Genomic DNA, 19,491 nt, shown 5'->3' with positions numbered 1-19,491 from the left:
CCCCCCCCCCGCCGTCATGTCATGTACGCCGTTCACATTCCCGGCGGACCCTACTTGACCTGGAGCTCGGCGACGATCGTCGAGAAGTGCGAGCGGATGCGGTCGTCGGTCGGGTCGTCCTCGGGGGTCCAGTGGACGGACATGCGCTCGTACAGCGTGTTGCGCTGCGCCGGCACGCGGTCGGCGGAGCGGATGAGCCCGATGAGCTCCGAGAGGCGCGACTGGTGGCGGGCGCCGGCCGAGGAGATCACGTTCTCCTCCAGCATGATCGAGCCGAGGTCGTCGACGCCGAGGTGCATGCTCAGCTGCCCGGAGGCCTTGCCGGTCGTCAGCCACGACGACTGGAGGTGCTTCACGTTGTGGAAGAACAGCCGCGCGGTCGCCAGCAGCCGCAGGTACTCCAGGGTCGTCGCCTGCGTGCGGCCCTTGAGGTGGTTGTTCTCGGGCTGGTACGTCCACGGGATGAACGAGCGGAAGCCGCCGGTGCGGTCCTGCACGTCGCGGATCATCCGCAGGTGCTCGATGCGCTCGGCCGCGGTCTCGCCGGTGCCCATCATCATCGTCGCGGTGGACTCCAGGCCCTGGAGGTGCGCGGCCTCCATGATCTCCAGCCAGCGCTCGCCGGACTCCTTGAGCGGCGCGAGCGCGGTGCGCGGGCGGGCCGGGAGCATCTCGGCGCCGGCGCCGGCGATCGAGTCGAGCCCGGCGGCCTTGATGCGGCCGATGGCCTCGCCGATCTCCACGCCGGAGACCTTCGACATGTGCGCGATCTCCGAGGGGCCGATCGAGTGGATCATCAGCTCGGGGTACGCGGCCTTGACCGAGGAGAACAGCTCCTCGTAGTACTCGACGCCGAAGTCGGGGTGGTGGCCGCCCTGGAGCATGACCTGGGTGGCGCCGAGGCCCACCGCCTCGCCGCAGCGGCGCAGGACCTCCTCCATCGGGTGGGCCCAGCCCTCGTCGTGCTTGGGGGCGCGGTAGAAGGCGCAGAACTTGCACGCGGTGACGCACACGTTCGTGTAGTTGATGTTGCGGTCGATGATGTAGGTGACGATGTTGTCGCCGATGACGCGCCGCCGGGCCGCGTCGGCGGCCTCGGCGAGGGGGTGGAAGGGCGCTTCGGTGTAGAGCAGCAGGGCTTCCTCGGCGCTGATGGCGCCGCCGTCGGCGGCGCGGGCGAGGACGTCGTCAATCTCGGCCATGCACGAAGCGTATCCGCCAGAGGGCCCTCCGGGACAGTGCGGCCGAGCGGATGACTCGTGGGTTACTCCCCGGTGAACCTCGCAAAGGCCCGCTGGGGCCCCGGCGCTCCGCTAGACCGTGTACAGCTCGGTGTGGATCTCGCCGGTCCCGGCGGCCTCGAGGACCTCCTTGACGCCGAGGACCATCTCGTACGGGCCGCAGAGGAACCACTCGTCGACCTCGCCGGCGTCGACGGCGGTGCCGAGGACCTGCCGGAGCCGCTCGGGCGTGAGGCGGCCGGTGAGCAGCGGCGTGGGGCCGTCGGCGCGGGTGCGCACGTGGTGGAGGCGGAGGCGGTCGCCGTGGACGCGTTCGAGTTCGCGCAGTTCGGCGGCGAACATGGTGCTGTCCTCGGTGCGGTTGGAGTACAGGAGGGTGACGACGGCGCCGGCTTCGAGGGCGGCGGTGGCGATCGCGATGATCGGGGTGATCCCGGAGCCGGCGACGACGGAGCCGTAGTGGCGGTCGGGCCGGATGTCGGTGCAGAAGTGGCCGAGCGGCGGGAGGACTTCGAGGACGTCGCCGGGCAGGAGCCTGCGGTTCGCGTACCCGGAGAAGGTGCCCTCGGGGATCGAGCGGATGCCGAGGCGGAGGGTGCCGGCCGCGGCGAGTTCGCGCGGAGTGGAGGCGAGGGAGTAGGAGCGGCGGACCTCGGAGCCGTCGGCCTCGACGCGCTGGAACGTGAGGTGCTGGCCGGGTTTGAAGTCGAACGCGGGCCGCAGGTGCTCGGGCACGGCGAGGGTGACCTCGACGGCGTCGGCGGTGAGGGCCCGCACGCCGCTGACGGTGAGCTTGTGCCACGCGGGGCGGGACTTGCGGGGCTGCTTCAGCTCGATGGCCACGAGGCGGTCCTTCCCTGTCTCGATCGGGGTGTCCGGCGGGCGCGCCGGCGGTCGGCGGCGCCGGTCAGCGGTCGCTGTCGAAGAATTCGGGCCCTTCGGGCGAAAGGTCCTTCACTTCCGTGTAACGGGCGGCGCGGGAGGCGAATTCCCGCAGGCCGGCGAGGTGCCGCTCACTGAGGCCGAACTGGAGGCGGTCGAAGTACTCGGCGAGCGCGGCGGGCGCGAACGGCTCCCAGCGGGCGGCGGAGGCGACGACGGCGTCGATCTCCTCGCGGCTGAGGCGCACGGAGTCGCGGAACGCGAGGTGGACGTCCTTGACGAGCCCGGGGTGGGCCTGGGCGTAGTCGCGGCGGACGGCCCAGACGGCGAAGACCATGGGCAGGCCGGTCCAGTCCTTCCACTCGGCGGCGAGGTCGAGCACGTGGAGGCCTCGGGGGCTGCCGTGGCCGTGCTCGTGGAAGGCGTGGAGGGCCTCGTCGCCGATGAGCACGGCGGCGTCGGCGTCGACGAGCGCGGTGTCGAGGTCGGGGGCGGTGACCCGGTACTCGGGCCGGCGCCCGTAGCGCTCCTCGAGGAGCATCCGGCCGAGGAGGACGCCGGTGCGCGAGAACGAGGCGAGGGAGACGCGCGGTTCGGCGGGGAGGTCGGCGAGCGGGCCCCGGGTGACGAGGTTGACGCTGAGGACGGGGCCGTCGGCGGCGACCGCGGGGTCGGGGATGAGGAGCAGCTCGTCGCTGTGGCGGAGGTACTCGACGAGGGTGATCGGGCCGATGTCGAGGTCGCCTTCGACGAGCTGGCGGCTGAGCTCGTCGGGCGCGTCGCGGCGCAGGTCGAACTCGAGCAGCGCGCCCGTCCGGGCCAGTCCCCAGTAGATGGGCATGCAGTTGAGGAAGGCGATGTGGCCGACCCTCGGGCGTCGCGCGTTGTTCACAGTCCCGACGGTATCCCCCCTCCGGGTCCTAGGACCGTCCCGAGAGGGGGGCGGCGTCGCCGGCGTCACGGCCGTCAGCGCTCGTCGATGTCGGCGAGGTCCTTCCCGCCCTCCGCGTCGGCGGTCTCGGCGGTGACGAGGTCGACGAGCCGGTCGAGGACGTCCTCGTCGTCGCCGGTCAGGACGATCTCGTCGCCGGGACGCACGTCCAGTACGAGGACCTGGAGGATCGACTTGGCGTCGTGCCCGCCGTCCCCGGCCTTCGCGATGGCGATCTCGCCCGACGACTCGGCGGCGGTCTCGACGAAGACCGTCGCGGGCCTCGCCTGGATCCCGACCTCTGTGGTCACTTTCACACGGCGCTCGGCCATGCTGCTCACCCTCCCCCGGTTCGCGCGGCGCCCGGACCTCGGTGGTCGCCGCCGCCGGGCCGCCGCGGCGGCCCTCCAGGACAGGATGGACCGGCCGCGGGGACGGCGGCGCGTTTTCGGGCTATTGCAGCGGGAAGCGGTACAGAGCGGTCAGGTCCGGTCCTCGCCCTTCTCGGGCTTGGCGCCGTAAGCCGAGCACTCAGCCCTGGTTTTCGCCCTCCTCGGGCTTGGCACCGTAGACAGTGGGGCGCGGGAGCGGGATGTGCTCGGGCAGCTCGGAGCGGTCGAGGAGGTTCCGGACGCGGGCGCGGCCGGGCCGGTAGCCCTCCTCTTCCTCCTCGGCGGGAGGAGGCCACGAGGCGGGCGGCGGCTTGTGGGCGCCGGTCTTGGTCGTGGGCTCCTCGAAGAGGCTGATGTCGGGCGCGTTCACGATCTTCTTGCGCGACGACTCGGCCTCGGTCCCGGGGCCCTCCACGGGCGCCTCGATCGGCGGGGTGGAGACCGCGGGTGGCTCCGGCGCGGGCGCCGGGGCCGGGTCGTCCCAGGGGGCGGCGTCGGAGAACGGGCTGTCGTCGGTGTACCGGTAGGACGGCGGCGGCGTGGGCTCCGGGCGCGGCAGCGGCTCCGGGTCGGCCACGGGCGAGGGCGCCGGGCCGGGCTCGGGGCGCTGCGGCGGGGTCGGCTCGGGGTGCGGGACCGGTTCCGGCGCGGGGACGGGCGTCGGCTCCGGGGCCGGCGGCAGGGGGTCGGGGGCGGGCGGCGTCGGCTGCGGCGGGGTCGGCTCGGGATACGGGACCGGCTCCGGCGCGGCGAAGGGCCGCTCGGTGCGCTCGTTGACGGTGGCCCCGTCCTCCAGCGCGGCGGACGCGGCGGCGGTGGCCTCCTCGATGGTGGTCTCGCTGAACGCCTTGGCGCCCAGGTCGATCACCGGCTCGGGGACGTCGGGCACGGCGAGGCCGACCGCTTCGACGACGTCGGCCGCGGCGTCGGCGCCCTCCACGAGGGCCGCGCCGGGACTCGGGGCCTCCACGACCGCGGCGACCGCGAGAGCCTCCTCGAGGACGGGTTCGACGACGCTCTCGGGCGCCTCGCCGTCCTCGGCGAGGCCGGGCGCGCCGGGCGGGGCCGGCGGCAGGGACTCGCCGGGGACCTCGTCGCCGAGGCCGGCCAGCGCCGCCTCGTCGTCGTCGCCGATCTCGAAGTCCTCGTCGGGGTCCTCGGGGTCGGGGAGGGTGTCCCAGGCGGCGTCCTCGTCGTCGTCCTCGGCGGACTCGGCCGGGACGGGCGCGGCGGGCGGCGCGGGCTCGGCGGCGAAGGACGGCGCGCGGTAGGGCTCGGGCTCGGCGGCGGGGACGCTGAACGCGGGGGCGCTGAAAGAGACGGCCGGCTCGGCCGGGGGCGCGTAGGCCGCGCCGGGGCTGCTCTCGGAGGAGGGCACGCTGAACCCGGGCGGGGCCGCGTCGGGCACCGCGGGCGCCACCGGTTCGGCGGCGGGCGCGCCGAAGGCGACGGCGGGCTCGGCCAGGGGCGCGTAGGCCGCACCGGGGCTGCTCTCGGAGGAGGGCACGCTGAATCCCGGCGGGGCCGCGTCGGGGACGGCGGGCGCGGTCGGGCCGGGGTCGGCGAACGGGGCCTCGGTCGCGGGGACGGCCGGCTGGCGGCGCAGGATCTGGGTGCCGTCGGGGACCGGCGGCGGCAGGTCGGGCGCGGCGGGGGCCGCGGGCGGGGCGCTGTGCACGGGGGCCGCTCCAGCGCTCTGCCCCTGGTTCGCTCCCGGCGCCGCGAACATGCCGGAGTCGGCCGAGGGCAGGCTGAAGGCGCTGCTCGCGGGCGGGGCCGCGTAGGGCGGGCCGGTGACGGGCGAGGACGCGGCGGGCGGCTCGGCGAACGGCGGGTTCGCGGGCGGGGCCGCGAAGGAGGGCGGCGGGGAGACCGGTGGGACCGTCGGCGGGGCGGCGGCGACCGGCGGCAGCGAGTGCGCCGGGTACTGCGGGGCCGACTGGTAGGGCGGCGGGGGCGGCTGCGGCGGCTGGTAGGGCGGGTACTGGCCCTGCGGCTGCGGCGGCGGGTAGGACGCGGGCACCTGGGCGGCGCCGTACGCGGGCGGCTGCGGGGGCTGGACCGGGGCGGCGCCGTACTGGGGCACGGCGGCCTGGCCCTGCTGGTGCGCGGGCGCGGAGCCCTGCGGCGGGCCCCACTGCTGCGGGGCGCCGTACCCGGGCTGGTTCGGCGGGGGGACGGCGGCGTAGCCCTGGTTCGGGGGCGGGGCGGGCGGCGCGGTCGGCTGGTAGGCGCCCGGGGGCGCGTACTGGGGTTCGGGGGGCGGGGCGTAGCCCTGGGGCTCGCCGGGCGGGGCGTACTGCGGCACGGCGGCGGCGCCGTAGGCCTGGGGCGACCCGGGGGGCGCGTACGACGGCGCGCCGTAGGACGCGGCCGGCGGCGGGTACGGCGACTCGGCCGCGAAGCCCCCGGCGGGGGGCGGCAGGGGGGCGCCGCACTGGGGGCAGCGGCGCTGCCCGGACGTCAGTCGCTGACCGCAGGAGCTACAGCTGTTTCCGTCCACGGAAGCCTCCTCGGGGCTGGAGCGTCGTCAATCGGGCACCTCGATATCCATCGTGCCATCAACCCGTCGCGGCGCGTGCACGCGTTCCCACTAGTCGGCGACGCCCCTCAGGCCTCGGTCTGGCGCGTCAGGACGGCCGCGGCGGTGTCGGCGAGCGTCTCGGACGGCGACTCGCCCTCGTCGTCGGTGGGGGTCTGCGGGTCGTCCGTGGGGGACGGCGTGGGCTCCTCCGACGGCTCCTCGGACTCGGTCGGCGTGGGGTCCGGGTCCTCTGACGTGGGGTCGTCGTCGGGCGTCGTGGTGGGGTCGTCGTCCGGCGTGGTCGTGGGGTCGTCGTCGGGCGTCGTGGTCGGGTCGTCGTCCGGCGTCTGCGTCGGGTCCTCGGCGTCGGGGTCGGTCTGGATCGCGTCGACCACGCGGTGCGCCCCGGCGAAGTTCTCGAACCAGATGGAGCTGATCTTGACGACGTCGCCCGATCGGGGGGCCTGGATCATCTTGCCGTCGCCCAGGTACATGCCGGTGTGGTAGACGGACCGCCAGTTGCCCGGGTCGTCCCACCAGTACAGGAGGTCGCCGGGGAGGAGCTTCTCGACGTCGACGGGCTTGTCGCGGGTGGCGTTGTACTGGTCGGCGGCGACGCGCGGGAGGGTCACGCCCGCGTAGGCGTACGCGGACTGGACCAGGCCGGAGCAGTCGAAGGAGTCCGGTCCCTCGTGGCCCCAGATGTACGGGTCGCCGAGCTGGGCGAGCGCGTACTCGACGGCCTTCTTGGCGGCGGGGGCGGCGTCCCAGCCGTCGACCTCGGAGGAGAAGTCGCCGGAGTACTCGGCCGCGGCGGCCTCGCGCTCGCGCTCGAGCTGCTCCAGGGCCTCCCGGTTGTCGGCGATGAGCGTGTTCAGGGCGGTCTGCGCGGCGTCGAACTCGGTGTCGAGGGCGAGGTAGCGGGTCTCGGCGCGGTCGGCGGAGAGGACGGCGGCGTCGTAGGCGGCGCGGGCCACGGACTCGGCGGTCGCGGCCTCGTCGAGGTCGGCGGAGAGCGCGGGCAGGTCCCACTCGTTCCCGAGCGGGGTGAGCCCGGAGAGGTCGGGGAGCTCGGTGTCGGGGACGCCGGCGGTGTCGGCGTAGGCCTCGCCGGCGGCGTAGTCGAGGGCGTCCTGCGCGGTCTGGAGCTCGGTCGTGGACGCGGCCCAGGAGGTCTGGGCGCCGGTGAGGCGGTCCTCGCGGGCGAGCCACTCGTCCTGCGCGGCGGTGGTCTCCTCGGCGAGCTGCGCGAGGTCGATCTGGGCGGCGGTGATCCGGTCGCCGAGGGGGCCGTCGGCCGTCTCGGGATTGGTGACCGGGGTGTCGTCGCCGGCTCCGCCGAGGGGCCGTCCGCCGTCGTCGGGGACCGTCACGCCCGGCTGGGCGAATGCGGGCAGCGCCCCGCCGAAGACGACGGCCGCCGCACCTGCGGCGGCGATCACGCGGGCACCGAACCGTGAAACGCGCATGTGAGGTGTCCTTCTGTGGGGGAAGCCACGGATACTGTACCGAAGACACGCAACCCTCGCATCCGTGGTTGCCCGCGGGCACGGATCGTGTTGGGCGACACTCGATGTCGCACCCGCCAAGTGACTTGGACCGGAGGGCTCCCGGCCGTCCGGCCCGCCGGGCGCTCCGTGCACGTCCGGTCCCGTCCCCCGCGCCGCGGCGGCCCCGCGCGTCGCGCGTTCACGGCCTCACACGCGCAAACCGCCCGCAGGCGCCGGTGCGGCGGCGGGGCTACGCTGGCGGGGAACCGACTACGTCAGGAGCGCCATGGACGACCAGGCTGAGTTCAAGGCCGGCATCGAGGAGAAGCTCGCGGCCGGCGAGCGGCTGACCTTCGAGGACGGCGTGGGCCTGTACGAGGTCGACGACCTCGCCTGGCTCGGCCGCCTCGCGCACGGGGTGCGCACCGCCAAGAACGGCGAGCGGACCATGTTCAACGTCAACCGGCACCTGAACCTCACCAACGTGTGCTCCGCGTCCTGCGCGTACTGCTCGTTCCAGCGCAAGCCCGGCGAGACCGACGCGTACACGATGCGCGTCGAGCAGGCCGTGGCCCTCGCCGAGCAGATGCGCGGCGACGCCCCCACCGAGCTCCACATCGTCAACGGCCTCCACCCGACCCTCCCGTGGCGCTACTACCCGCGGGTCCTCAAGGCGCTCAAGGAGACCCTCCCCGAGGTGAACCTGAAGGCGTTCACCGCGACCGAGGTCCAGTGGTTCGAGAAGATCTCCGGGCTCACCGCCGACGCGATCCTCGACGAGCTCATCGAGGCCGGCCTGGAGTCGCTCACCGGCGGCGGCGCCGAGATCTTCGACTGGGAGGTCCGCCAGCACATCGTCGACCACGACTGCCACTGGGAGGACTGGTCGCGCATCCACCGCCTCGCCCACCAGAAGGGCCTGCGGACGCCCGCGACGATGCTGTACGGCCACATCGAGGAGCCCCGCCACCGCGTCGACCACGTGCTGCGCCTGCGCGAGATGCAGGACGAGACCGGCGGCTTCGCCGTGTTCATCCCCCTGCGCTACCAGCACGACTTCCACGACGCGAAGGACGGGAAGATCCGCAACAGGCTGCAGGCCCGCACCACCATGGCGAGCCCGGCCGAGTCGCTCAAGGTGTTCGCGGTCTCGCGGCTCCTGCTCGACAACTTCGACCACGTCAAGTGCTTCTGGGTCATGCACGGCCTCGACGTCGCGCAGCTGTCGCTGTCGTTCGGCGCCGACGACCTCGACGGCTCCGTGGTCGAGTACAAGATCACCCACGACGCCGACGACTACGGCACCCCCGACAAGATGACCCGCGACGACCTCCTGGAGCTCATCCGCGACGCCGGCTTCCAGCCCGTGGAGCGGAACACCCGCTACGAGGTCGTGCGCGAGTACGACGGCCCCCAGACGATCGCCGAGCGCCGTGCGGCGCCGCAGTCGGTGAAGTTCTAGTGGTCCAGGCGAAGCCGGACGGGCCGAGGGCCCCGATGACGCTGGGGCAGCTCATCGGGACCGCACTCGCCTACTTCGTCATGGGCGCGGTCGTCCTCGCCGTCATCGACCTGCTGTTCGTGTTCCCCAGCGGCCGGCCGTTCGGCGAGACCTCCGGGTGGATCGCGGCGCTGCCGACCGTGTGGGCGTTCACCGAGCAGTTCCGGCGCTACGGCGGCGCCGCCCGCTGGGGCGTCATGCTCACCGGGGTCGTCCTCGGCCTCGGGGCGGGGCTCGCCGTCGGCGTGCTCCTGCCCCCGACCTGGCCGCCGATGCTCACCGGCGGCCTCGGCGGGCTCACCGCCGCACTCGTCTACGCGCCCCTGTGGTTCGCAGGGGCCCGCACGTTCGGAGAGGAGCGGGTCGCATGAACCCGGTCTGGAAGTTCTACCTCGCCCGCCTGGCGCTCGTCGCCGTCGTCGCGGTGCCCCTCATGTTCTTCATCAACGCGCTGCTCGCGCTCGCAGTGGGCATCCTCGTGTCGATGGTCCTGGGGTTCGTGCTGCTCAAGAAGCAGCGCGAGGCGATGATCGCGCACATCGACGGCGCGGTGAAGCGCCGCCAGGACGAGAAGCGGCGGCTGCGGGCCGAGCTCGCGGGCGACGACGCCTAAGCGTCCTTCATCAGCTCCGAGCAGATCTGCAGCGTCTCGGCCGCGCCCGCTTCGAGGGCCTTGCCGTAGTGCTTGAGCCAGGACCGCACGCCGTCGGGCGTGCCGGTCGACCACGCCCGCTGCGCGCCCACGTACTCCGGCTGGCGCTCCAGGTGCCCGGCGTCGACGGTGATGAGCAGCTTCGGGTCGAGGCCCTTGCTCGCCAGCGCGAGCCGGGCGGCGGCGCGGGCGACCACGTTGTTGGCGACCGGGAAGGGCCGCACGGACAGGAGCTCGCCGTGGACGACGGCGGCGGCCATCGCGGCCGGGATCTCCTTCGTGGGGTTGGTCACGAGCGCGCACAGGGCGTTGATGCGGGCCGAGCCGTTGTCGTCGACCTCGATGCGGCCGGGCTCGAAGTCGACGCCGGCGTCGGGGAGGTCGCGGGTGGCGAGCAGGTGGAGCTTCGCGAGGACGTACCGGGGAGAGACCGGCCACACGTCGGCGAGCGACGGCAGGGCATCGGTGACGGCGAGGACGCCGGAGACGACCGGGTCGTCGAAGTCGCCCTCGCGGAGCCGCTCGACGTCGCAGTCGTACCCGTCCAGGGCCAGGGTCGCGGAGGCGCTGTGCAGGCCCACCTCGGTCTCGACGAGTTTCTCCCCGCCGCGCAGGGCCTCGTGCCAGAGCATGCGGTCGACGTTGGCTCGGGCGTTCTCGAGGGCGTCGGCGACCTCGGAGAGCTCGAGGAGAGGCGCGAGAGGATCCACGGGCGGAACCTTACCTTTAGTGCGGAGCACGCAAACGGCGCACCGGGCGGGCTAGAGGGCAGTCACAGAATCGTAAACCAGGACGCAGGGATGCACCGGTCCGACGATACCTCTCGAATCGGCGCCCCTGGGTCCCCGAGTCGGGCGAATCCGACCACTCGGCGGCCGCCCGGCGGCCGCTCGCGAGCCGTTCGGCGCGGGGTGTTCCCAGATGCCGGTGCCGCCTCAGGGGCACGTTCCGTGTCGGCTGGTTCGCGGTAGTGTTACGCGACATAGACCCGCCTCACAGCAGCGCATCGGCGCGTAGATCTGTAAGGAGCCAATACCCGTGGCAGAAACCCCGCAAGAGACGCTTGCCAATCTCCTGTCGGAGGAGCGGACCTTCCCGCCGTCCTCCGAGTTCTCGAAGTCGGCGAACGTCACCGCGGCCGCCTACGACGAGGCCGCCGCCGACCGCCTCGCGTTCTGGGAGACGCAGGCCCGCAGGCTCGACTGGTCGAAGGACTGGGACCGGGTCCTGGACTGGGACGACCCCCCGTTCGCGAAGTGGTTCACCGGCGGCGAGCTCAACGTCGCCGCGAACTGCCTCGACCGGCACGTGGAGCACGGCCTGGGCGACCGGGTCGCGATCCACTTCGAGGGCGAGCCCGGCGACACGCGCGCCGTCACGTACGCCGAGCTGCTCGACGAGGTCAAGCGGGCCGCGAACGCGCTCACGGACCTCGGCGTGGAGGCGGGCGACCGGGTCGTCGTCTACATGCCGATGATCCCCGAGGCCGCGGTGGCGATGCTCGCGTGCGCGCGCATCGGCGCCCCGCACTCGGTGGTGTTCGGCGGGTTCAGCGCGGCCGCGCTGTCGAGCCGCATCGACGACGCGGGCGCGAAGCTGGTGATCTGCGCCGACGGCGGGTTCCGCCGCGGCAAGCCGCTGGCGCTCAAGCCGACCGTGGACGAGGCGCTGGAGTCGTGCCCGTCCGTGGAGAAGGTCCTGGTGGTCACCCGCACCGGCCAGGAGGTCGCGTGGAGCGACCGGGACGTGAAGTGGGAGGACGCCGTCGGCGGCGCGTCCGCGGAGCACACCGCGCAGCCGTTCGACGCCGAGCACCCGCTGTTCATCCTGTACACGTCGGGGACGACGGGGAAGCCGAAGGGCATCCTGCACACCTCCGGCGGGTACCTGACGCAGGCGTCGTACACGCACCACGCGGTGTTCGACCTGAAGCCGGAGACGGACGTGTACTGGTGCACCGCCGACATCGGCTGGGTCACCGGGCACTCGTACATCGTCTACGGGCCGCTGTCGAACGGCGCCACCCAGGTCATGTACGAGGGCACGCCGGACACGCCGCACACCGGCCGGTTCTGGGAGATCGTGCAGAAGTACGGGGTGACGATCCTGTACACCGCGCCGACGGCGATCCGCACGTTCATGAAGTGGGGCGACGACGTCCCCGCGCGGTTCGACCTGTCGAGCCTGCGGGTCCTCGGGTCGGTCGGCGAGCCGATCAACCCCGAGGCGTGGGTCTGGTACCGCGAGCACATCGGCGGCGGCACGACCCCGGTCGTGGACACGTGGTGGCAGACCGAGACGGGGGCGATCATGGTGTCGCCGCTGCCGGGCGTCACCGCGACGAAGCCGGGCTCGGCGCAGCGGCCGCTCCCGGGCATCAGCGTCGACGTCGTCGACGAGCAGGGCGAGTCGGTGCCGGACGGCGGCGGCGGGTTCCTGACGATCCGCGAGCCGTGGCCGTCGATGCTCCGCACGATCTGGGGCGACGACCAGCGGTTCCTGGACACGTACTGGGCGCATTTCGACGGCATGTACTTCGCCGGCGACGGCGCGAAGAAGGACGCCGACGGCGACCTGTGGCTCCTGGGCCGCGTCGACGACATCATGCTCGTCTCCGGGCACAACATCTCCACCACGGAGGTCGAGTCGGCGCTCGTCAGCCACGCCACGGTCGCCGAGGCGGCGGTCGTGGGGGCCTCGGACCCGGTGACGGGCCAGGGCATCGTCGCGTTCGTGATCCTGCGCGGCCAGGCCGAGTCGAGCCCCGAGCACCTCGCGGAGCTGCGTCAGCATGTCGCGAAGACCTTGGGGCCCATCGCGAAGCCCCGCCAGGTCATCGTCGTGGCGGAGCTGCCGAAGACCCGCTCGGGCAAGATCATGCGGCGGCTCCTGCGCGACATCGCCGAGGACCGCGAGATCGGCGACGTGACCACGCTCGCCGACAACACCGTCATGAGCCGCATCAAGTCCGGTCTGCAGGCGGGCAAAGAGGACTAGGGCCGGTCCTGCGGATCAGGCCGAAGCCGCAGGCGACACGTGACGAGGTCGGGTCCGCGACGCGCGGGCCCGACCTCGTACGCTGTGCGCGTGACCCGCAAGACCTTCGCCGACAGCGCCGCCCTCAAGCAGGGCCCCTGGACGCACCGGCAAGTCGACGCCAACGGCTCGCGCTTCCACGTGGCCGAGGCCGGAGAAGGCCCCCTGATCCTGCTCCTGCACGGCTTCCCCGAGTTCTGGTGGGCGTGGCGGCACCAGATGCCGGCGCTCGTCGACGCCGGGTTCCGCGTCGTCGCCGCCGACCTGCGCGGCTACGGGGCGTCGGACAAGCCGCCGAACGGGTACGACGCGTACACGATGGCGGCCGACGTGGTCGGGCTCGTGCGGGCCCTGGGCGAGCGGGAGGCGACGGTCGTCGGCCACGACCTCGGCGGCATCCTCGCGTTCGCGGCGGCGGCGTTCCACCCCAGGCAGTTCAAGTCCCTCGTGGTCCTCGGGGCGGCGCACCCGCTGCGCCAGCGCGCGGCGCTCGCGGTCGACCCGAAGGGGCAGCTGTCGGCGTCCCGGCACCTGTTCGCGTTCCAGATGCCGCGCTACGAGCACCGGCTGACCGCTTGGGACGCGCGGAAGGTCGCCGACCTCATGTACTCGTGGTCGGGGCCGGGCTGGCGGGGTTCGCGGGACTTCCAGGAGTACGTGCGGGCGTGCCGCGACGTCATCCAGATCCCGCAGGCGGCGTTCTGCGCGCTGGAGGCGTTCCGGTGGCCGTTCCGCACGTCGGTGGGCCTGGCGGGGCGGCGGTTCGTGAAGCTGCTCCAGCGGCCGACGCCGGTGCCGGTCCTCCAGCTGCACGGCGCGCTCGACTCGTGCGTGCTGCCGCGGACGGCGCAGGGCTCGGGCCGGTACGTGCAGGGGCGGTACGAGTGGAAGCTCCTCGACGGGGTCGGGCACTTCCCGCAGCAGGAGGCGCCGGAGGCGGTGACGAAGGAGATCATCCGGTGGGCGTCCTGAGTACGGGTCGCAGTGCCGGCGGAGGCCACCGGGCAAGCGTCCCGAGCCCCGGTCACCGTGCCGAAGACGAGGTGGCCGCACGCGTCCCGAGCCCCGGTCACCGCGCCGAAGACAAGGCAGCTGCAAGCGTCCCGAGCCCCGGTCACAATACGGTCAACAACTAGTCGCTCGGCTAGTTCCTGGGGCAGGATTGGGCGGCAAGCTGCTGTCGAATCCGAAGGCGGGTCCATGTCCCATGCCGCGTTCGCGCTCACCGGCGCGACCATCGTCCCCATCACGTCGGCTCCGATCGAGCAGGGCGTCGTCATCGTCGAGGACGGCCGCATCAGCGCCGTCGGCGGCCCGGACCTGGCGGTGCCGGACGGCGTCGAGCGGATCGACGCGGCCGGCAAGTGGATCGTCCCGGGCCTCATCGACGCCCACACGCACCTGGGCGTGCACGAGACCGGCGAGGGCTGGGCCGGCGACGACACCAACGAGATGACCGACCCGAACACCGCGCACGTGCGGGCCCTGGACGGCATCAACCCGACCGAGCCGGGCTTCGCCGACGCGATCCGCGGCGGCGTGCTCACCGCCTGCGTCAACCCCGGTTCGGGCAACGTCATCGGCGGCGAGTGCGTCGTGGTGAAGACCGCCGGGAGCAACCGCGTCGACGACCTCGTGGTCCGCTCCCCCGCCGGCATCAAGTCGGCGCTGGGCGAGAACCCGAAGCGCGTGTACGGCGAGAAGGGCCAGACCCCCAAGACCCGCATGGGGACCGCGGGCGTGCTCCGGTCGGCGTTCATCGCCGCGGAGAAGCACCGCGACGCCGAGAGCCCCGACCGGGACCTGAAGCTCGAGAACCTCGTGAAGGTCCTGAACCGCGAGATCCCGTGGCGCCAGCACTGCCACCGCGCCGACGACATCGCGACCGCGATCCGCGTCGCCGACGAGTTCGGCTACGAGCTGGTCCTCGACCACGGCACCGAGGCGCACCTGCTCGGCGACGTCATCGCGGAGAAGGGCATCCCGGTCCTGTTCGGGCCGCTGCTCACCGCCCGCGCGAAGGTCGAGACCGCGAAGCGGTTCCCCGAGAACGCGGTCCGGATGGCCGAGGCCGGCGTCAAGCTCGTCATCATGACCGACCACCCCGTCGTCCCGATCCAGTACCTGATCGTGCAGGTCATGGAGTGCGTGAAGGCGGGCCTGGACCGCGACACCGCGCTGCGGTCCGTCACGATCAACCCGGCGGAGGTCCTCGGCGTCGCCGACCGCCTCGGGTCCCTCGATGCGGGCAAGGACGCGGACTTCTGCGTCTGGTCGGGCGACCCGCTCGACTACTACTCCACGGTGGAGCGCGCGTACATCGACGGCGTGCGGGTCGGCTAGTCGAGCCCGGGACGGCGGCGTGGAGGCACGACCGCCGCCCCGGACGGCGAGGGGCTGGGGGGCATCCGCTCCCCGCCCTTCTGCTCGATCCGCGCTACGCGGCGCGGCGGACGTCGGCCCGCGCGGGCAGCACGGCGGCTTCGCCGCGCACCCGCAGTTCGCGGGCGAGGAAGCCGTGGCGGGCGGCGGTGAAGCCCCCGACGATGCGGTCCATCAGCGACGGCCGGTCTGGAACGACCGGAGCGTCGGGCAGCGCGGAGCCGGCCTCGGACTTGATCAGTTGCACTGCGAGAAACGCGTACGGGTCCATGGTGTTTCCTTCCGGGCGGTGATGCGAGATGCGTGCCGCGCCGGTGCGGCATGAGGCCCCTCCGGTCCCCCGGCGGCCTCGAACCCCACTCTTCCCGGCGCTTGTCACCGGCTCATTACGCCCCAGCAAACCCTCGGGCAAGCCTCGTGAACACCAAGGTGCCGATCATGTCCCAGCTCACAGGCGCCACGGTCAGCACGTCGAGTGGAACAGCCCGCCCACCGGGACTTCGGCGGCGTTGTAGATCGCAGCGGCCTCCAGCGTCTGCGCCGCCCGGTAGGGCACGCCGAGGGGGTCGAGCAGCACGACCGTGGCCGGATCGACCTGGAGCCGCTCCTCCATGCCGAGCGACAGCACGATCATCGCGGCGCCCCGGTCGATCAGGTACCCGCCGTGATCGCGCACCAGCACGCGAATCCCACTCGCTCTCCCCCACCGCCCCTTGCCACAAGCCATCCGCATGGAACCCCGCGACAACCGCCTGAATCAAACGGCCGTCGACCGCCCGAGCCCAGAATCTCAACGAGAACCGCTGGCGGACTTCAGCGTCGCCGACAGCGTCACTTTGGAGGCCGTGCAACGGCCCGGCGCGGAGAGTCGGGGCAGCCGCTGCACTCCGGTGCCGTACCGGGCGGGAGCCCGGGCTCGCCCGGCGTGCCGCGCCCGTGTGCACTGGATGTCTGGTGGGCCCCCTCGGACTCGAACCGAGAACCTACGGATTAAAAGTCCGCAGCTCTGCCATTGAGCTAGAGGCCCTTGCGCGCGACCTTACCGCATCAGAGCGGACGGTGCGCAGGTGGCGGGGCCCGGATGGCCTGCGGCACTCGGATTGTCGGAGGGGTGCGGCAGGATGGGTGGAGGCGTGATCCGCATCCGCTGCCGCAGGTTTCGGGCAAGTTCCACCGCCGGGCCGGTGGCGGTGGAACCCGCGGCGGTCGGTGTGGGCTCGACCCAGCCGCTTGGACGGCGCGGCGGCAGTCGCGGAGAACCGCCGCCGCGCCTATTCGACTCCCGCGTCACACGTAGCCCTCGGTGGGGGCGGGCCCGCTCCCGCTGGAATCGAACATATGTACTATAGCGGATCGCGGTGGCGCCGTGCACCCCCGGTCGGGTGAAAACCCGGGAGGTCGGGCGCGCGGGTGCGGCCCCGGCGGCACCAGGCGGACGGGCAGGTAGACTCGCCTGCTGTGCTCATACTGCTGCCGCCGTCAGAGGGGAAGGCCGTCCAAGGCGACGGTCCCTCCCTCGACCTCGGGCGACTCTCCTCACCGGCGCTGAACCCCATCCGCGAACTCCTGGTCGACCGGCTCGTCGAGCTGTGCGCCGACGAGGAGGCCGCCGCGCGGACGCTGAAACTCCCTGCGACCCAGCGGCATTACGTCCAGGCGAACCGGGCGCTGCGCAGCGCCCCGACCCTCGCCGCCTGGGAGCTCTACAACGGCGTCCTCTACGACCGGCTCGGCCTCGGGGACCTGCCCGACGGCGAGCAGGTGCTCATCGCTTCGCCGCTGTGGGGGCTGCTGCGGCCCTCCGACCGGGTGCCGCCGTACCGGATGCCGATGAGCGCGCGGCTCCCCGACACCGAGGCGCTGGCGAAGCTGTGGCGTCCGGCCGTCGCCGAGGTGCTCGGCGCGCGCGACGAGCTCGTGGTCGACCTCCGCTCTGGCGCGTACGCGCAGGTGTGGGGCCCGAAGGACCGCGGCGTCTCCGTGCGCGTGTTCAAGGAGGACGCCGACGGCAAGCGCAGCGTCGTCACCCACATGGCTAAGGCGACCCGCGGCGAGGTCGCCCGGGCCCTCCTCGCGGGCGGCGCCCGCCCGGAGTCCGCGGCCGACCTCGGTGACTTCCTCGCCGGCCAGGGCTGGAAGGTCGAGCTCTCCGAGCCCGCCACCCGATCCAAGCCGTGGCTCCTCGACATCGTGAACGCCTGACCGGCCGAAAGCTACCCTCGCGTGCAGTAAGCAGCACCCCCGGTGCCGATGATGCCCGCACGAAGCTGAAGCCCGCCTGAAGCAGGACCCGACCTACCCTCGGGTGTAGTAGGCAGGGCCCCGGTACCGAGGGTGCACCGGGGTGGCTGAAGGGGACCTGAAGGCGAAGGTCCGTGCAGCGAACGACGGCGGGGCGGTGCGAGCATGTGCCCGCACCGCCCCGCCGTCGTGTCGTCTAGTGGTTCGAGTGGTAGCCGGCGGCCTTCGCGCGCTCGAAGGAGCGGCGGACCTCTTCCTCGGCTTCTGCGCGGCCGGTCCAGGTGGCGCCCTCGACGCTCTTGCCCGGTTCGAGGTCCTTGTACACCGTGAAGAAGTGCTGGATCTCGAGGCGGTCGAACTCGGGGACGTCGGCGATGTCCTTGAAGCGGTCCTTGCGGGGGTCCTCGGCGGGGACGCAGAGGACCTTGTCGTCCACGCCCTTCTCGTCGCGCATGCGGAACATGCCGATCGCGCGGGCGCGGATGACGCAGCCGGGGAAGGTGGGCTCGACCAGCACCAGGGCGTCGAGCGGGTCGCCGTCCTGGCCCAGGGTGTCGTCGATGAAACCGTAGTCGGCCGGGTACACCGTGGCGGTGAACAGCGTCCGGTCCAGGCGGATGCGACCGGTCTCGTGGTCGATCTCGTACTTGTTGGCGCTCCCCTTGGGGATCTCGACGGTCACGTCGAACTCCATCGGCCGACCTCCTCCAGGCTCCTGTGCAGTGCTCTCAATGGCCTAGTCTCTGTGCATGTCCCTCAGCGACAACGCCGACCCCAAGGTCGCGAGTAGTACGCCACACGCCCGGCCCGCCGCGCCCGGCGCGGCCGGGTCTCCGAAGCCGGGCCCGCGGCGCCGCCGCCGGGTGCTGACCGGCGTGCTCGCGGCCCTCGCCGTCCTGGTCACCGTAGCCGCCGCGGGCGGCCTGGTGTGGCAGATCTCGGCGGTCGCGGCTCCGCGCACGGGCACGCTCACCACTCCCGAGGCGTACCCGCCGGCCGAGCCGGCACCGGTGCTGGCCAGCTCGAACGCCGACGCGACGGTCCCGGACCTGGCCTCGGTCCTGCCGAACCTGCTCGCCGACTCACGGCTCAACGGCAGCACCTCGGCGTCGTTCGCTGACGCCCTGACCGGCGACGTCCTGTACGAGCAGGAGGGCACCACGCCGCTCGCGCCCGCCTCCTCGATGAAGGTGGTCACGGCCGTGGCGGCCCTGGAGCACCTCGGCGCCGAGTACCGGATCCCGACCACGGTGGTCGAGGGCCCGACCGAGGACAGCGTCGTGCTCGTCGCCGGAGGCGACGTCACGCTCACCGTCGACGGCGAGGGCTACTACGACGAGTACGCCGAGGGCGCGAGCCTCCAGGAGCTCGCCGACCTCGTGCTCGAAGCCCGCGGCGGGACCGCGCCGAACACCGTCTACCTGGACACGAGCGCGTTCACCGACAACCCGAAGGCCGAAGGCGTGCCCGCCGAGGACCTCGTCTACATGACCGCGCCGATGGCGCCGATCATGGTCGACGGCGGCCGCAAGGACAACACGGCCAAGTACGCCGAGCACTACACCGACCCCGCGCAGGCCGCCGCCGACCAGTTCGCCGAGCTCCTCGGCGGCGCGACGGTCGCCGCCGGGACCGCCGAGGCGGGCGCGGCCGAGCTCGCCACGGTCTACTCGGCGCCGATGGCGGCGCTCGTCGACTCGTTCATCCTCACCTCCGACAACCTTCTCTCGGACGCCGTCGCACTCCAGACCGCGCTCGTCGTCGAGGGCGCGATGACGTGGGCGGCCATGTCCACGGTGCACCTCGCGACCCTGGCGAGCCTCGGGGTCGACAACACCGGGCTCGTGTTCTACGACGGCTCGGGCCTGTCGCCGACCAACCGGATGACCGCGAACGCGTTCACGGCGCTGCTCCTCGGCGCCGCGTCCTCGTCGTCGTCCTCGGTCTTCGAGTCGCTCCCGGTCGCGGGGTACTCGGGGACGCTCGACGACCGCTTCGGCACGGCGGAGGCAGGCAAGGGCGTGGTGCGGGCCAAGACCGGCACGCTCTCCGGGGTCAGTTCGCTGACCGGGACGCTCACCACCGCCGACGGCAGGCAGCTGGTGTTCTCGATCCTCAGCAACGGCGCGACGACCGGCGAGACGGCGGTGGAGACGGCGCTCGACGAGATCTCGACCGCCGTGGCCCAGTGCGGCTGTTAGCAGCGAGGGGATCCCCCC

General features: G+C 72.9%; 18 protein-coding genes and 1 tRNA gene. 8 read left to right on the top strand and 11 right to left on the bottom strand.

The window, feature by feature from the left end:
* Positions 1 to 50: 50 nt before the first annotated feature.
* The 6 genes from mqnC to ABD419_RS15850 form a co-directional block, all read right to left on the bottom strand.
* Complete coding sequence (mqnC, locus tag ABD419_RS15875) at positions 51 to 1,202, bottom strand: cyclic dehypoxanthinyl futalosine synthase (protein ID WP_344488080.1); 1,152 nt, start codon at positions 1,200 to 1,202, stop codon at positions 51 to 53.
* A gap of 111 nt (positions 1,203 to 1,313) precedes the next feature.
* Positions 1,314 to 2,084 (bottom strand): FAD-binding oxidoreductase, encoded by a 771-nt coding sequence (locus ABD419_RS15870; RefSeq protein WP_344488078.1) that lies wholly within the window; start codon positions 2,082 to 2,084, stop codon positions 1,314 to 1,316.
* A gap of 64 nt (positions 2,085 to 2,148) precedes the next feature.
* Positions 2,149 to 2,964 (bottom strand): menaquinone biosynthetic enzyme MqnA/MqnD family protein, encoded by an 816-nt coding sequence (locus ABD419_RS15865; protein WP_425556083.1) that lies wholly within the window; start codon positions 2,962 to 2,964, stop codon positions 2,149 to 2,151.
* Between the two features lie 125 nt (positions 2,965 to 3,089).
* Complete coding sequence (locus ABD419_RS15860) at positions 3,090 to 3,386, bottom strand: HPr family phosphocarrier protein (protein ID WP_344488074.1); 297 nt, start codon at positions 3,384 to 3,386, stop codon at positions 3,090 to 3,092.
* Positions 3,387 to 3,585: 199 nt separating this feature from the next.
* Positions 3,586 to 5,949: a zinc ribbon domain-containing protein gene (locus ABD419_RS15855; RefSeq protein WP_344488072.1), complete on the bottom strand. Its 2,364-nt coding sequence runs from the start codon at positions 5,947 to 5,949 to the stop codon at positions 3,586 to 3,588.
* Between the two features lie 107 nt (positions 5,950 to 6,056).
* Positions 6,057 to 7,439: a C40 family peptidase gene (locus ABD419_RS15850; protein WP_344488070.1), complete on the bottom strand. Its 1,383-nt coding sequence runs from the start codon at positions 7,437 to 7,439 to the stop codon at positions 6,057 to 6,059.
* 307 nt (positions 7,440 to 7,746) lie between these two features.
* On the opposite strand from ABD419_RS15850, the gene mqnE reads away from it, so the two are divergent.
* The 3 genes from mqnE to ABD419_RS15835 are packed head-to-tail and all read left to right on the top strand — an operon-like array spanning position 7,747 to position 9,574.
* Complete coding sequence (mqnE, locus tag ABD419_RS15845) at positions 7,747 to 8,922, top strand: aminofutalosine synthase MqnE (RefSeq protein WP_344488068.1); 1,176 nt, start codon at positions 7,747 to 7,749, stop codon at positions 8,920 to 8,922.
* A gap of 35 nt (positions 8,923 to 8,957) precedes the next feature.
* Positions 8,958 to 9,332 carry a hypothetical protein gene (locus tag ABD419_RS15840; protein WP_344488066.1) on the top strand — a complete coding sequence of 125 codons (375 nt, stop codon included), beginning with the start codon at positions 8,958 to 8,960 and terminating at the stop codon, positions 9,330 to 9,332.
* On the top strand, positions 9,329 to 9,574 hold the full coding sequence (locus ABD419_RS15835) for a DUF4229 domain-containing protein (protein ID WP_344488064.1): 246 nt from the start codon (positions 9,329 to 9,331) through the stop codon (positions 9,572 to 9,574). The genes ABD419_RS15840 and ABD419_RS15835 overlap by 4 nt, the downstream gene beginning before the upstream one ends.
* On the opposite strand, the gene ABD419_RS15830 is transcribed toward ABD419_RS15835, so the two are convergent.
* A complete protein-coding gene (locus ABD419_RS15830) occupies positions 9,571 to 10,323 on the bottom strand; it encodes an oxidoreductase (RefSeq protein ID WP_344488062.1) in 753 nt (250 codons plus the stop codon). The genes ABD419_RS15835 and ABD419_RS15830 overlap by 4 nt on opposite strands.
* Before the next feature lie 328 nt (positions 10,324 to 10,651).
* Between ABD419_RS15830 and acs the strand changes: the two genes are divergently transcribed.
* From acs to ABD419_RS15815, 3 genes are all read left to right on the top strand, one after another.
* The gene (acs, locus tag ABD419_RS15825; RefSeq protein WP_344488060.1) at positions 10,652 to 12,610 is read left to right on the top strand and encodes an acetate--CoA ligase; all 1,959 of its coding nucleotides are present in this window, start codon (positions 10,652 to 10,654) and stop codon (positions 12,608 to 12,610) included.
* A gap of 90 nt (positions 12,611 to 12,700) precedes the next feature.
* A complete protein-coding gene (locus tag ABD419_RS15820; protein WP_344488058.1) occupies positions 12,701 to 13,621 on the top strand; it encodes an alpha/beta fold hydrolase in 921 nt (306 codons plus the stop codon).
* Between the two features lie 228 nt (positions 13,622 to 13,849).
* Positions 13,850 to 14,992 carry an amidohydrolase gene (locus ABD419_RS15815; protein ID WP_344488056.1) on the top strand — a complete coding sequence of 381 codons (1,143 nt, stop codon included), beginning with the start codon at positions 13,850 to 13,852 and terminating at the stop codon, positions 14,990 to 14,992.
* Between the two features lie 94 nt (positions 14,993 to 15,086).
* Here the strand turns inward: ABD419_RS15815 and ABD419_RS15810 are convergent, their stop codons facing one another.
* The 3 genes from ABD419_RS15810 to ABD419_RS15800 form a co-directional block, all read right to left on the bottom strand.
* A complete protein-coding gene (locus ABD419_RS15810; protein ID WP_091048617.1) occupies positions 15,087 to 15,302 on the bottom strand; it encodes a hypothetical protein in 216 nt (71 codons plus the stop codon).
* 192 nt (positions 15,303 to 15,494) lie between these two features.
* Positions 15,495 to 15,713, bottom strand: coding sequence for a hypothetical protein (locus ABD419_RS15805; protein ID WP_344488053.1), 219 nt, complete (start codon positions 15,711 to 15,713; stop codon positions 15,495 to 15,497).
* A 270-nt stretch (positions 15,714 to 15,983) separates the two neighbouring features.
* Positions 15,984 to 16,058: transfer RNA gene (locus tag ABD419_RS15800), tRNA-Lys, on the bottom strand.
* Between the two features lie 431 nt (positions 16,059 to 16,489).
* On the opposite strand from ABD419_RS15800, the gene ABD419_RS15795 reads away from it, so the two are divergent.
* Entirely contained in the window at positions 16,490 to 17,233 is a 744-nt protein-coding gene (locus tag ABD419_RS15795) for a YaaA family protein (protein ID WP_344488051.1), read from the top strand.
* Between the two features lie 235 nt (positions 17,234 to 17,468).
* Here the strand turns inward: ABD419_RS15795 and ABD419_RS15790 are convergent, their stop codons facing one another.
* A complete protein-coding gene (locus tag ABD419_RS15790; RefSeq protein ID WP_091048710.1) occupies positions 17,469 to 17,966 on the bottom strand; it encodes an inorganic diphosphatase in 498 nt (165 codons plus the stop codon).
* A 55-nt stretch (positions 17,967 to 18,021) separates the two neighbouring features.
* Between ABD419_RS15790 and dacB the strand changes: the two genes are divergently transcribed.
* Positions 18,022 to 19,473, top strand: a complete 1,452-nt coding sequence (dacB, locus tag ABD419_RS15785; RefSeq protein ID WP_344488049.1) for a D-alanyl-D-alanine carboxypeptidase/D-alanyl-D-alanine endopeptidase — start codon at positions 18,022 to 18,024, stop codon at positions 19,471 to 19,473.
* Positions 19,474 to 19,491 lie beyond the last annotated feature (18 nt).

It is taken from the genome of Glycomyces endophyticus (genome assembly GCF_039531525.1).
Taxonomy (GTDB): domain Bacteria; phylum Actinomycetota; class Actinomycetes; order Mycobacteriales; family Micromonosporaceae; genus Glycomyces; species Glycomyces endophyticus.
Note: the sequence above shows the minus strand (reverse complement) of the source record. Positions and strands in the feature narration are given on the sequence as shown.